Annotated in this window: 14 protein-coding genes; all 14 read left to right on the top strand. The window is 54.5% G+C overall.

Annotated features, from left to right (window positions below):
• Positions 1–58 precede the first annotated feature (58 nt).
• The 14 genes from pabC (at position 59) to O1V65_RS11395 (ending at position 12,822) form a co-directional block, all read left to right on the top strand.
• Complete coding sequence (gene pabC, locus O1V65_RS11460; RefSeq protein WP_165429014.1) at positions 59–862, top strand: aminodeoxychorismate lyase; 804 nt, start codon at positions 59–61, stop codon at positions 860–862.
• A 36-nt stretch (positions 863–898) separates the two neighbouring features.
• Entirely contained in the window at positions 899–1,924 is a 1,026-nt protein-coding gene (gene mltG / locus O1V65_RS11455) for an endolytic transglycosylase MltG (protein ID WP_017493578.1), read from the top strand.
• On the top strand, positions 1,914–2,564 hold the full coding sequence (tmk, locus tag O1V65_RS11450; RefSeq protein ID WP_017493577.1) for a dTMP kinase: 651 nt from the start codon (positions 1,914–1,916) through the stop codon (positions 2,562–2,564). Before mltG ends, tmk begins: the two co-directional genes overlap by 11 nt.
• Positions 2,561–3,535 (top strand): DNA polymerase III subunit delta', encoded by a 975-nt coding sequence (gene holB / locus O1V65_RS11445; protein WP_227955286.1) that lies wholly within the window; start codon positions 2,561–2,563, stop codon positions 3,533–3,535. Before tmk ends, holB begins: the two co-directional genes overlap by 4 nt.
• 45 nt (positions 3,536–3,580) lie before the next feature.
• Positions 3,581–4,375 (top strand): metal-dependent hydrolase, encoded by a 795-nt coding sequence (locus tag O1V65_RS11440; protein WP_269130495.1) that lies wholly within the window; start codon positions 3,581–3,583, stop codon positions 4,373–4,375.
• Between the two features lie 395 nt (positions 4,376–4,770).
• The gene (ptsG, locus tag O1V65_RS11435; protein ID WP_017493574.1) at positions 4,771–6,204 is read left to right on the top strand and encodes a PTS glucose transporter subunit IIBC; all 1,434 of its coding nucleotides are present in this window, start codon (positions 4,771–4,773) and stop codon (positions 6,202–6,204) included.
• Positions 6,205–6,525: 321 nt separating this feature from the next.
• On the top strand, positions 6,526–6,876 hold the full coding sequence (hinT, locus tag O1V65_RS11430) for a purine nucleoside phosphoramidase (RefSeq protein ID WP_017493573.1): 351 nt from the start codon (positions 6,526–6,528) through the stop codon (positions 6,874–6,876).
• Positions 6,877–6,940: 64 nt separating this feature from the next.
• Positions 6,941–7,309: a YcfL family putative periplasmic lipoprotein gene (locus O1V65_RS11425; RefSeq protein ID WP_017493572.1), complete on the top strand. Its 369-nt coding sequence runs from the start codon at positions 6,941–6,943 to the stop codon at positions 7,307–7,309.
• 21 nt (positions 7,310–7,330) lie between these two features.
• Complete coding sequence (gene lpoB, locus O1V65_RS11420; protein WP_017493571.1) at positions 7,331–7,948, top strand: penicillin-binding protein activator LpoB; 618 nt, start codon at positions 7,331–7,333, stop codon at positions 7,946–7,948.
• On the top strand, positions 7,902–8,789 hold the full coding sequence (locus O1V65_RS11415) for a phosphotransferase (RefSeq protein ID WP_227955284.1): 888 nt from the start codon (positions 7,902–7,904) through the stop codon (positions 8,787–8,789). Before lpoB ends, O1V65_RS11415 begins: the two co-directional genes overlap by 47 nt.
• A gap of 26 nt (positions 8,790–8,815) precedes the next feature.
• Positions 8,816–9,838: a beta-N-acetylhexosaminidase gene (gene nagZ, locus O1V65_RS11410; protein ID WP_017493569.1), complete on the top strand. Its 1,023-nt coding sequence runs from the start codon at positions 8,816–8,818 to the stop codon at positions 9,836–9,838.
• A gap of 57 nt (positions 9,839–9,895) precedes the next feature.
• Positions 9,896–10,438: an alpha/beta hydrolase YcfP gene (gene ycfP, locus O1V65_RS11405; RefSeq protein ID WP_017493568.1), complete on the top strand. Its 543-nt coding sequence runs from the start codon at positions 9,896–9,898 to the stop codon at positions 10,436–10,438.
• Between the two features lie 233 nt (positions 10,439–10,671).
• Positions 10,672–11,976 carry an NAD(P)/FAD-dependent oxidoreductase gene (locus tag O1V65_RS11400; protein ID WP_017493567.1) on the top strand — a complete coding sequence of 435 codons (1,305 nt, stop codon included), beginning with the start codon at positions 10,672–10,674 and terminating at the stop codon, positions 11,974–11,976.
• A 303-nt stretch (positions 11,977–12,279) separates the two neighbouring features.
• Positions 12,280–12,822 (top strand): glycine zipper 2TM domain-containing protein, encoded by a 543-nt coding sequence (locus tag O1V65_RS11395; protein ID WP_026110759.1) that lies wholly within the window; start codon positions 12,280–12,282, stop codon positions 12,820–12,822.
• The last annotated feature ends 46 nt before the right edge of the window (positions 12,823–12,868 follow it).

The raw sequence follows: 12,868 nt of genomic DNA, 5'->3' as shown, positions 1-12,868 counted from the left end.
GCTCTCGTGGTATCCATGGGGGGACTACGCCAGTCTAAGGCCGAAGGAGAGAGATAAGATGTATTGGGTTAACGGTGTTTCTCAGCACTCGGTTGCGCTGGGTGACCGCGCGGTGCAGTTCGGTGACGGCTGTTTCACCACCGCGTGGGTAAAGAACTCCAGGGTGCAGCACCTTGACGCGCACCTTATACGGCTGCAAAAAGCCGTTACAGCGCTGCTGATGCCCGATTGCAACTGGGGACAGTTGCGCGCAGAGATGCAGGCCGCCGCCGAGGGGTGTGACGAGGGCGTGCTCAAGGTCATACTCTCTCGCGGAGAGGGCGGGCGAGGTTACAGTACCCAAGGGGTGAAAGGCCCGACGCGGATTGTTTCCCTGAGCGGTTACCCGCAGCACTATCACGCCTGGCGAGAGCAGGGCATTGCGCTGGCGCTTAGTCCGGTGGCGTTGGCGCGCAGTCCGCTTCTTGCGGGCATCAAGCACCTGAATCGTCTCGAGCAGGTGATGATCCGCGCTCATCTCGATAACACCGATGCTCATGAGGCGCTGGTGGTGGACACCGCCGGTATGCTGGTCGAATGCTGCGCCGCCAACCTGTTCTGGCGTAAGGGAGACCAGGTATTCACGCCCGACCTGTCAAACTCAGGCGTGGACGGCCTCATGCGCCAAAAAATTATCGACGTTTTAGCCCATTCGGACTCATTCAGCCTCGAGATTGTCAACCAACCCGTTACTACGTTGGCAGATGCTGAAGAAGTGCTCGTTTGTAATGCCTTAATGCCAATTCTTTCAGTCAGAAAGGCCGAAAACTGGCATTATAACGCCTCGAAATTATTTGAATTTTTACATCCGCATTGCAGCTAAGCGCCGCTGCTGTTTTTTTGTAAAGTGAACAACGTCATGAAAAATAAAAAGATCAAAATTTTTGGCATTATCGTCATCGTCTTAGTGGCGCTGATGATTGCGGGCTACGTCAAAGTTGAACGTTTTGCCGATCGCAAGCTGAACATCGTCCAGGAAAAGATTTTCACCCTGCCAGCCGGTACCGGGCGCGTGGTATTGCAGGACATGCTGGTGAGCCAAAAGCTTATCAATTCTCCGACCCTGTTCGGCTGGCTACTGCGCATCGAACCGGCGCTGAGCGAATTCAAGGCCGGGACCTATCGATTCCCGCAGGGTATGACCGTGCGTCAGATGCTCGAGCTGCTAAAAAGCGGCAAAGAGGCCCAATTCAACGTTCGTTTTGTGGAGGGTTTCCGCCTGCAAGACTGGATGCAGGAGCTGCAAAAGGCGGGCTATCTCAAGCATGAATTGACCGGCAAAAGCGATGACGACATCGCCACCGCGCTGGGCATGAAGGACGCTAAAAATGCCGAAGGGTGGCTCTATCCTGACACCTATTCCTATACGGCGGGCACCACCGACGTCTCGCTGCTTAAGCGTGCTCATCTGCGAATGGAAAAAACCGTGGCGCAGATCTGGGCCGATCGCGACCCGTCACTGCCGTACAAGACGCCGACCGACCTGCTGACCATGGCCTCGATTATCGAGAAAGAGACCGCGCTAAAAGACGAGCGCCAAGAGGTTGCATCGGTATTTATCAACCGTTTACGTATCGGCATGCGTTTGCAAACTGACCCGACGGTTATCTACGGTATGGGTGATGCCTACAAAGGGGCGATCACTAAGAAGGATCTTGAGACCGCAACGCCGTATAATACTTACATTATCGAAGGCCTGCCGCCGTCGCCAATCGCTATGCCGAGTGAGGCATCCATTCAGGCTGCGGCGCATCCGGCGAAAACCGATTTCCTTTATTTTGTCGCTGACGGAAAGGGTGGACATACCTTTACGACTAACCTCGACAGCCATAACAAGGCAGTGCGCGCGTATCGCGACCTGATGAAAAACAAGAATGAAAAGTAGTTTTATTGTTATCGAAGGCCTTGAAGGGGCAGGTAAAACCACGGCGCGTGACGTCGTGGTCAATACGCTGCGCGAACAGGACATCAAAGACATCCAGTTTACTCGTGAGCCGGGCGGAACGCCGCTTGCCGAAAAACTGCGTGACCTTATTAAACAGGGGATTGAGGGCGAGCCGCTCACCGACAAGGCAGAGGTGCTCATGCTCTATGCCGCGCGCGTACAGCTGGTCGAAAACGTGATTAAACCGGCCCTGGCACGCGGTGCATGGGTCGTCGGCGACCGTCACGACCTCTCCTCCCAGGCCTATCAGGGCGGTGGTCGCGGTATCGACGCACGCCTGATGACCTCTCTGCGCGACACGGTGCTCGGCGATTTTCGCCCTGACCTGACGCTTTATCTTGACCTGCCCCCGGCTATTGGCCTGCAACGCGCGCGCGCGCGCGGCGAGCTCGACCGAATCGAGCAGGAGTCACTGGCGTTTTTTGAACGCACCCGCGAGCGTTACCTGAGTCTGGCCGCCGAAGATGACCGCATTATCACTATCGATGCGTCACAAACGCTCGAGCAGGTGACCGCCGATATTCGCCGCGCGCTGATTGGCTGGATTTCCCGCCAGCGCCAGCAGGACAGCCGCGGATGAATTGGTATCCCTGGCTAAACGGTCCTTACCGCCAGCTGATCGCCCAGTATCAGGGCGGTCGCGGCCATCACGCCCTGTTGATGCATGCTGCCAAAGGCATGGGCGACGAGGCGTTGGTCTATGGTCTGAGCCGCTGGTTGCTGTGTCAGCATCCTGACGGGGAAAAAAGCTGTGGAAAATGCCACAGTTGCCATTTGATGATTGCCGGTAACCATCCGGACTGGCACGTCTTGACGCCAGAAAAGGGGAAAAATACCCTCGGCGTCGAGCCGGTTCGTCAGCTGATTGAAACCTTGTACAATTATTCTCAGCAGGGGGGGGCAAAAGTCGTCTGGCTGCCGCAGGCCGAACTGCTGACCGAGGCGGCGGCCAATGCCCTGCTCAAGACGCTCGAAGAACCCCCGGCCGGGACCTATTTCCTGCTGGGTTGCCGTGAGCCGTCGAGGCTGTTGCCGACGCTTCGCAGCCGCTGTTTTTACTGGCATCTAGCGACGCCGGAGGCCTCACTGGCCGCACAGTGGATTGCCCGTCAGCTTCAGGTTGCGCCACTGTCGATTCAGACCGCACTGCGTCTCGGCGAAGGCACACCGTTGGCCGCGCTGGAACTGCTTCAGCCGGAGCGCTGGAAACAGCGCGAACAGCTGTGTCAGCAGGTCTCCGCCAGCTTCCAGCAGCGCTGTCTGCTGTCGCTGCTCCCTCAGCTGAATCATGATGATGCCGTTGAACGCCTGTTCTGGCTGTGTTCGCTGCTGCTTGACGTCATCAAATATCAGCAGGGTGCGGGTCATTACGTGATTAATCTCGATCAGCAGCCGCTGATTGCCGCGCTGGCCAATACCTTAAGCAATGAGGCGTTGCAGCAGAATCTGCAGGGTTGGATGCGCTGTAGGCAACAGTTGCTCAGCGTCGTTGGCGTTAACCGAGAGCTGCTGCTCACCGAACAGTTGCTGGAATGGGAAAACTCGCTTTAAGCCTGTTCCTGTAAATTTTACCTGCAAATACAAAGAGTTAAATCTATGTTTTTAGTCGATTCACACTGCCATCTTGACGGCCTGGACTACGAAAAACTGCACGGCGGCGTTGACGATGTGCTGGCAAAAGCCCGCGAACGCGACGTGAAATTTATGCTGGCAGTAGCCTGTACGCTGCCCGGTTACCGCGCGATGGCAGAGCTGATTGGCGATCGTCCAGAAGTGTCCTTCTCCTGCGGCGTTCATCCGCTGAATATTGAGGGCGGATATGACTTCGAAGAGCTGCGCACTCAGGCTGCTGGTGCGCGCGTCGTCGCGATGGGTGAGACCGGGCTGGACTATTTCTATCAGAAAGAAGAGGCGCTGATTAAGCTGCAACAGGATTCTTTCCGTCATCACATCCGCGTCGGTCGTGAGCTTAACAAGCCGGTTATCGTGCACACCCGTGATGCCCGTCAGGACACGCTGGATATTTTGCGTGAAGAGAAGGCCGGTGAATGTGGCGGCGTGCTTCACTGCTTTACCGAAGACCGTGACACGGCTGAGCAACTGTTGGATCTCGGGTTATACATCTCCTTCTCGGGAATGGTCACCTTCAGAAACGCCGAACAAATTCGGGAAGCCGCGCGCTACGTGCCGCTGGACCGCATCCTGATCGAGACCGACTCGCCTTATCTTGCACCGGTGCCGCATCGTGGAAAAGAGAACCAGCCGGCCTACGTTCGCGACGTAGCTGAGTATCTCGCGGTGGTTAAGGGTGTCAGCCTCGAAACGCTGGCCGTAGCCACGACGCAAAACTTCTCACGCCTGTTCCACGTAGACGCTGCCCGCCTCGCCTGATACTGCGTGTAGCGTTTTCTGCATTTTATTTTTCACCTCGTAATTAATCGTCTGAACCGCTAATCTGCACGCCGCGGTTTGGGCGATACTCGCCGGCGATCCGGATATAAAACGCCTGATTTATTGAAAATACGCCACTTTTTACGCCATCGTTGGCGTTTTTTTAACAAAACGTGACTGTCATCAAATAATATTGAGGCGATTTATTTTACCCTTCGTAAAAAATAAAAGGGGCAAAAATATGTCCCGCCCGCAGCGGCGAGAAAAGCCGCCGCAACAGGGTTTACGGCACCCGCTAAAGACCCTACGAAGCAGATACCCGTCGTCATCAAGACTCAGCCTTGGCTGAGTCTTTGAGTAACAAGGGTATGACCATTACTCAGGAGCACTCTCATATGTTCAAGAACGCGTTTGCAAACCTTCAAAAGGTCGGTAAATCGCTAATGCTGCCCGTTTCCGTCTTACCTATCGCAGGGATCCTGCTGGGTGTCGGTTCGGCAAACTTTAGCTGGCTGCCCGTCATCGTTTCTCACGTTATGGCCGAAGCGGGTGGATCAGTCTTTGCCAATATGCCGCTGATTTTTGCTATCGGCGTAGCGCTAGGTTTCACCAACAACGACGGCGTCTCTGCGCTGGCGGCGGTGGTGGCCTACGGCATCATGGTTAAAACCATGGCCGTAGTAGCACCGTTGGTCCTGCATCTTCCGGCGGAGGAGATTGTCAGCAAGCATCTTGCCGACACCGGCGTACTCGGCGGGATTATGTCGGGCGTGATTGCAGCCTCGATGTTTAACCGCTTTTATCGCATCAAGCTGCCGGAATATCTGGGCTTCTTTGCCGGTAAACGCTTCGTGCCAATTATTTCCGGACTGGCAGCGATTATCCTCGGCGTTGTGCTGTCCTTTATCTGGCCACCGATCGGCAGCGCAATTCAGACCTTCTCCCAGTGGGCAGCCTACCAGAACCCGGTGGTGGCGTTCGGTATCTACGGCATCGTAGAACGCGCGCTGGTGCCGTTTGGTTTGCATCATATCTGGAACGTACCTTTCCAAATGCAGGTTGGCGAATACGTTAACTCGGCGGGCCAGGTGTTCCACGGTGACATTCCACGCTACATGGCGGGTGACCCGACGGCGGGCAAACTGTCCGGCGGCTTCCTGTTCAAAATGTACGGCCTTCCGGCCGCAGCGATTGCTATCTGGCACTCGGCAAAACCTGAAAACCGGGCCAAAGTGGGCGGCATCATGATGTCTGCCGCGCTGACCGCCTTCCTGACCGGTATTACCGAGCCGATTGAATTTGCCTTCATGTTCGTCGCGCCAATCCTCTACGTGATCCATATGATTCTGGCCGGTTTGGCTTTCCCGATTTGTATTCTGTTGGGGATGCGTGACGGAACCAGTTTCTCCCACGGCTTGATTGACTTCGTGGTGCTGAGCGGCAACAGCAGTCGTATCTGGCTGTTCCCGATCGTTGGCGTGATTTATGGTCTGGTGTACTACACTATTTTCCGCGTGCTGATTGTCAAACTGAACCTCAAAACACCGGGCCGTGAAGACACTGCGACGACACAGACGGCACAGGGCAGCAGCGAAATGTCCGCCTCACTGGTCAAGGCGTTCGGCGGCAAAGAAAACATCACCAACCTCGACGCCTGCATTACCCGTCTTCGGGTGAGCGTGGCCGACGTTTCCAAGGTCGATCAGGCGGGTTTGAAACAACTGGGCGCCGCGGGTGTGGTCGTCGCAGGTTCGGGCGTACAGGCGATTTTTGGCACCAAGTCTGATAACTTGAAAACGGATATGGACGACTATATCCGCAACCACTAATCGACAAGTAAAACACTCGTATCATAAAAATAAAAAAGGAGACTTCGGTCTCCTTTTTTATTTTAAAATTCATGAGAGTGTCGTGGGTGGCGTTGTTGAAAAGACCGGCTGGTGATTACAAAATAGCAGGCGACATCGGTTGGGTTTTAGCCAATCAAACGTGGCGGCAGAGAGACAAAAGACGATCTGATTTCCGTTGCCGCCGCTCCTTATTCGGGTATTGAGTTGCAAACGCCCTAATAAACTTGAAAATAGCAGAATGGCTGACTCATACTGCGCTCGCAGTTATTTGTAATAAAGAGCTTTCAATGGAGAACTATCATGGCCGAAGAAACGATTTTCAGTAAAATTATCCGCCGCGAAATTCCGGCTGACGTGGTGTATCAGGACGAACTGGTGACCGCGTTTCGCGATATCGCCCCGCAGGCGCCAAGCCATATCCTGATTATTCCCAATATCCTGATCCCGACCATGAATGACGTGACCGCCGAGCATGAAGCCGCACTGGGTCGCATGATGACCGTCGCGGCGAAAATCGCCGAGCAGGAAGGTATTGCAGAAAATGGTTACCGTTTAATTGTGAACTGCAATAAAGACGCCGGTCAGGTGGTGTATCATATCCATATGCACTTGGTGGGCGGTCATAATCTTGGCCCTCTGCTGTCGCGTTAACACGCGGTTTCGCCATCAGGATGCCCGCTGCTGCGGGTGTTCTAGCGCTTATTGAGGGAAGGTTATGCGATTTTTGATTGCCTGTGCGATGTTGCTTTGTCTGGCAGGATGCAGTACGAAACCGGGCATTGCGCTGAATAATCAGCAAACGGTTATCATGGAGTCGCCGGTCTTGACCGCAGGGATTATCCCAGGCGAGCCGTCACTTTCCAACGACGAAGGACGCCAAAAGGCGACGCTGACGCTCAGCAATAATCAGTCTAAACCGATACAGATACACTATGTATTCTATTGGTATGATAAGCAGGGGTTGGACCTGCTGCCGTTTGCTGCGCCGCGAACCATTACCGTTCCAGCAAATTCCGACGCCGATATCTATTCGCTTAACGGCAATCTTGATGCGTACAGTGTACGTGTCCACCTTTACCTTTAATTTCCCGTAGGGAGAGGGTTGATGAAAAAGTATTTAATCGTGGCATTGGCAACTTTAGCGTTAAGCGGTTGTATTTCCACCCAGCAAGAACAACAAGAGCAGCAACAGCCTCAGACACCACCGCCGACGACCGCGCCTATCACCACCGTGCCGCCTATCGGTACGCCTGAGACCTCGGGTCAGCCGCCGGTTGAAACTATTCCTCAGCCGCCGAAACTGCAATCCATTGACTGGAGCGCAACGGTACAGCCGTTAGTGGCGAAAATGCTCAAGGCTGACGGCGTTCAGTCTGGCAGCGTTTTACTGTTGGATAACGTGAAGAACAGCACTAACGGTTCGCTGCAAACCGGTAAAATAACCGATGCAATGCATACCGCACTGGCGTCTAACAACACCTTCACCGTGGTTCCGGCTTCGCAGCTGGCGAGCGCCAAACAGGCGATGGGCCTTTCTGCTGACGACAACCTGGTCTCGCGCAGCAAGGCGATTGCGCTGGCGCGTCAGGTCAATGCCCAGTATGTGCTGTACAGCGATGCGAGCGGCAACGTGAAATCGCCAACGCTCGATATGCAGCTGATGACCGTGCAGACCGGTGAAATTGTCTGGTCTGGCAGCGGTGCCGTTCAAAATCAACAGTAGTTTACGCAGTCTCGTTGAAAAACATCTTCCGGCGGATTATTCCGCCGGTTGTGTTTTTACTCCGGTAGAAGGGTTGAGCAGCGAAAGCTGGCGGATTGAATCGCCCACGCATCGCTATCTTGCCCGCCTTGAATCGGCTGAAAAACAGTTGCTGGGGATCGACCGGCGGCGTGAAAACCGCCTGCTGCGCCACCTCTCTTCCACGGGCATCGCGCCTCAGGTCTTGCGTTGGGCGTATCCCTGGCTGGTGGTGAGTTGGGTGGACGGCGAAACACTGAGTCAGGCGCTGTTTTTCTCCGCCGAGCAGCAGCGGCAGTTGGCGGCCTTGTTGGCCCGACTGCACGGCGTTGCGCCGCAGGGCGAGGTGCTGGATATCCGACGGCGGCTGGGGCGATACTGGCAGGCGATTGACCGGCGGCGTTTGACACCGGCGTGGCTGCGAGTGCATCAGCGAATGATGAAACGCTCGCCGCCAAAGGCGCTGAAGACGGCGGTGACACACATGGATATTCATCCTGAAAATGGGGTCGTGAGTCCGCAGGGCACGCGCCTCATCGACTGGGAATACGCGGTTTCTGCCGATATCGCACTGGAGTTCGCCGCCTTGTTTCGCGGCAATGGCTACAGTCCGTCTCAGCAATCGCAGCTGTTGCTGGACTATGCCCGGTGCGGCGGATACCCCGACCTTGTGCGGCTTGAGGCGCAGATCCGCCTCTGGCAACCTTGGCTCGATTATCTGATGTTAATGTGGTTTGAAGTGCGTTGGCAGCAAACCGCCGATGCGCGCTATACGCTTTGGGCGCAGCCTCTGCGCCAGCAATTATTTTCTGAATTTCAGTAAAGGAGTAGTGGGTCTTGGGTCCAGTAATGTTAGACGTCGCCAGCTATGAGCTGGATGCTGAAGAGCGTGAGATTTTACAACACCCGCTGGTCGGTGGCCTGATCCTGTTTACCCGCAACTACCACGACGTGGATCAGTTGCAGGAGTTGATCCGCCAGATTCGCGCGGCGTCCCGCGAACGTCTGGTGCTGGCAGTCGATCAGGAAGGGGGCAGGGTGCAGCGCTTTCGTGAAGGTTTTACCCGTATTCCGGCGGCGCAATCTTTTGCAGCTTTGAACGATGAACCTGAGGCCGGACGTCTGGCCGAAGAGGCGGGTTGGCTGATGGCGGCAGAAATGATCGCCATGGACATCGACATAAGCTTCGCGCCGGTCCTGGATATCGGCCACATCAGCGCCGCTATCGGTGAACGTTCGTTCCATGAAAATCCACAGAAGGCACTGGATATCGCCGAGCGCTATATCCGCGGCATGCACGCCGCAGGAATGAAGGTCACCGGCAAGCACTTCCCGGGTCATGGCGCGGTCACCGCAGACTCACACAAAGAGACGCCGTTCGACTCACGCCCGCTTGAGGTGATTCGCGCTCATGATATGGCGATTTTCCGCCAGCTTATTGAACGCAAGATGCTCGACGCGGTGATGCCGGCACACGTGATTTATACTCAGGCTGACCCACGTCCTGCCAGTGGTTCGCCCTACTGGCTGAAACAGATCCTGCGTCAGGAACTGGGTTTCAACGGCGTGATTTTCTCCGACGATTTGTCGATGGAAGGCGCGGCGGTGATGGGCAGCTACGCCGAACGCGGTCAGGCTTCTCTCGATGCCGGTTGCGATATGATTCTGGTGTGCAACAACCGCGACGGTGCGGTCAGCGTGCTGGATAACTTGTCTCCAGTCAAAGCGGACAAGGTGGCGGGCTTGTACCATGGTGGGGCCTATCAGGGTAAATCCAGTCGTCAGGCTTTGCGAGACACTCGCCGTTGGCAGCGTTCTCACCAGGAGCTTACGGCGCTGAATGAGCGCTGGCAGGCGCACAAGCAGGCCTGACAGCGCGTTAGCTGTTTCAGGCTTTTGCAGTGATACCGAGGTTTAATGAGGAAAGATATGATCATTTATCTGCATGGCTTTGACTCAACCAGTCCGGGTAATCATGAAAAGGTGTTACAGCTACAGTTTATTGACCCCGACGTGCGCTTTATCAGCTACAGCACGCTGCATCCGCGTCACGACATGCAGCACCTGCTTAAGGAAGTTGATAAGGCGTTGCAACAGGCTCCAGACCCACATACGGTGATTTGCGGCGTGGGTCTGGGAGGCTATTGGGCAGAACGGATCGGCTTTTTATGCGGCGTTCGTCAGGTGATGTTCAACCCCAATTTGTCACCACAGAACAACATGACAGGCAAGATAGACAGGCCAGAAGAGTACGTTGATATTGCGACCAAATGTATCAGTGATTTTAGAGAGAAAAACCGCGGTCGCTGTCTGGTTATCCTCTCGCGTGACGACGGTGTCCTCGACAGCGCCGAAACGGCCAAGGCTCTCTCTCCCTATTATTCTATCGTCTGGGACCAGGTTCAAAGCCATAAGTTTAAGGATATCTCGGTCCATTTGCAGCGAATCAACGCCTTCAAAAATCTTTCCTGAAAAATAGTCTCTTCGCGTCCCGGTGCTAACTGATTGAATAGCAAGATGCAAAATTTTTGTTACCTCTGGGACGCAGTCAAAAAGAATTGATGCAGATCAATTTTGGTATAATCATCCGACTCCCGCATGTTATCCTCGTCTTTCAAGATGATTTAACTTGAGCAACCCTATGTTATCTAAGGATAATAACGTTACCCTTAGATAACATTTGGTTTACATTTGAGGGAGTCATAGTGACTGAAGCAAAGAAGAAAATTGTGATTATCGGCGGTGGAGCGGGCGGTCTTGAGCTTGCAACCAGCCTGGGTCACAAACTTGGCCGTAGCAAGAAGGCCGAGATAGTGTTGGTGGACCGCAACCACAGCCACCTGTGGAAGCCTCTGCTGCATGAAGTCGCCACCGGAAGCCTGGATGACGGCGTTGACGCGTTGAGCTATCTTGCCCACGCGCGCAATCATGGATTCACATTCCAAATCGGTACACTGACCGATATCAACCGCGAAAATAAAAGCATTAAGCTGGCCGAAATCCGTGACACCAACGGAGAGCTGCTGGTGCCTGAGCGCGATCTGGACTATGACCAACTGGTGATGGCGCTGGGCAGTACTTCTAACGACTTCGGCACGCCGGGCGTGAAAGAAAACTGCATTTTCCTGGATAACCCGCATCAAGCACACCGTTTCCACAATGAAATGTTAAATCTGTTCCTTAAATATTCGGCCAATCCCGATAAACAGGGCACCGTTAACATCGCTATCGTGGGCGGCGGCGCGACCGGCGTTGAGCTTTCTGCCGAGCTGCACAACGCGGTGAAAGAGCTGCACAGCTACGGTTTCGAAGGTCTGGACAGTCAGGCGCTGAACGTAACGCTGGTTGAGGCCGGTGAACGTATTCTTCCTGCTTTGCCGCCGCGCATTTCTGCCGCTGCACATCAGGAACTGACCAAGATTGGTGTTCGCGTATTGACCAAAACCATGGTGACCAGCGCCGAGAAAAACGGGCTAAACACCAAAGACGGCGAATTTATCGAAGCCGATCTGATGGTGTGGGCTGCGGGGATTAAAGCTCCTGATTTCATGAAAGATATCGCGGGTCTTGAGACCAACCGTATCAATCAGCTGGTGGTTGAGCCTACGCTGCAAACCACGCGTGACCCAGATATTTACGCGATCGGTGACTGTGCTTCCTGCGCTCTGCCGGCGGGCGGGTTTGTGCCTCCGCGCGCACAGTCTGCGCACCAGATGGCCTCACGTTGCTATGCCAACATTCTGGCGCAGCGCAGCGGTCAGAGCCTGAAGCCGTACGTTTATAAGGACCACGGTTCACTGGTTTCGCTTTCGCGCTTTAGCACCGTCGGCAGCCTGATGGGTAACCTGACCAAGGGCTCGATGATGATTGAAGGTCGCCTGGCACGTCTGGTCTATGTTTCCTTGTACCGTATGCATCAGATTGCGCTGCACGGGTATGTAAAAACAGGCCTGATGATGTTTGTTGGCAGAATTAACCGCGTGCTTCGTCCGCGTCTTAAACTGCACTAAACGTTTGACCCGCCTCCGATTTTTTTTAAATCGGAGGCTGAATCGATTCGAGCCATAGACTGTTGGCTTTTTACTGCCACTCTCTCGCACTTCTCTTAAGAATCCTCCCAATTCCTGCTTCACCTGCACTTTATCTGTTGGTTTTATCCAAAAGTCTTATTGTCCCTCGGACGCTAATTGCGCAAACTTTGACACAGGTTCAAACGAACTCTTTACAGCAGGCGATTCACGCACGCCGTTTCCTCAGAGGGATTTTGTTAGGGGGGAGCAAAATGCGTGGTAACACTTTCAGGAGGATGTCCTGTGAATAAGTCAATGTTAGCTGGCGTCGGGATCGGCGTTGCTGCGGCACTGGGTGTCGCAGCTGTAGCAAGTATGAACGTATTTTCTTCTGGTCCGCAGTATGCGCAGGTCGTAAGCGCGACACCGATTAAAGAAACCACCAAAACGCCTCGTCAGGAGTGTCGGAACGTGACGGTAACGCATCGTCGTCCGGTACAAGACGAGAATCAGATTGCGGGTTCTTTACTGGGGGCAGTAGCGGGTGGGGTAATAGGCCATCAGTTCGGCAGTGGGCGCGGACGCAGCCTGGCCACGGTAGCGGGTGCCTTGGGTGGCGGCTATGCAGGGAACCGCGTACAGAGCAGCATGCAGGATAACGACACCTACTCCACGCAGAGACAACGTTGCACCACGGTCTATGACAAGTCGGAGAAAATGCTGGGCTATGACGTCACCTATAAAATTGGCGACCAGCAGGGCAAAGTGCGGATGGACCACGATCCGGGCACCAAGATCCCATTGGATAAAAGCGGTCAGCTTGAGTTGACCTCAACGCGTAGCTAATCGCCAAATCCTAAAAATAAAAACCTGAGTTTTTAGCTCAGGTTTT

Origin of the sequence: Rouxiella badensis, assembly GCF_026967515.2 — a bacterium.
GTDB classification, from domain to species: domain Bacteria; phylum Pseudomonadota; class Gammaproteobacteria; order Enterobacterales; family Enterobacteriaceae; genus Rouxiella; species Rouxiella badensis.
This window is presented reverse-complemented; position numbering and strand designations above follow the sequence as displayed.

Bases quoted from the DNA above. Each gene is read 5' to 3' on its own strand.
- pabC (WP_165429014.1), top strand. From the start codon at position 59: ATGTATTGGGTTAACGGTGTTTCTCAGCACTCGGTTGCGCTGGGTGAC.
- mltG (WP_017493578.1), top strand. From the start codon at position 899: ATGAAAAATAAAAAGATCAAAATTTTTGGCATTATCGTCATCGTCTTA.
- tmk (WP_017493577.1), top strand. From the start codon at position 1,914: ATGAAAAGTAGTTTTATTGTTATCGAAGGCCTTGAAGGGGCAGGTAAA.
- holB (WP_227955286.1), top strand. From the start codon at position 2,561: ATGAATTGGTATCCCTGGCTAAACGGTCCTTACCGCCAGCTGATCGCC.
- O1V65_RS11440 (WP_269130495.1), top strand. From the start codon at position 3,581: ATGTTTTTAGTCGATTCACACTGCCATCTTGACGGCCTGGACTACGAA.
- ptsG (WP_017493574.1), top strand. From the start codon at position 4,771: ATGTTCAAGAACGCGTTTGCAAACCTTCAAAAGGTCGGTAAATCGCTA.
- hinT (WP_017493573.1), top strand. From the start codon at position 6,526: ATGGCCGAAGAAACGATTTTCAGTAAAATTATCCGCCGCGAAATTCCG.
- O1V65_RS11425 (WP_017493572.1), top strand. From the start codon at position 6,941: ATGCGATTTTTGATTGCCTGTGCGATGTTGCTTTGTCTGGCAGGATGC.
- lpoB (WP_017493571.1), top strand. From the start codon at position 7,331: ATGAAAAAGTATTTAATCGTGGCATTGGCAACTTTAGCGTTAAGCGGT.
- nagZ (WP_017493569.1), top strand. From the start codon at position 8,816: ATGTTAGACGTCGCCAGCTATGAGCTGGATGCTGAAGAGCGTGAGATT.
- ycfP (WP_017493568.1), top strand. From the start codon at position 9,896: ATGATCATTTATCTGCATGGCTTTGACTCAACCAGTCCGGGTAATCAT.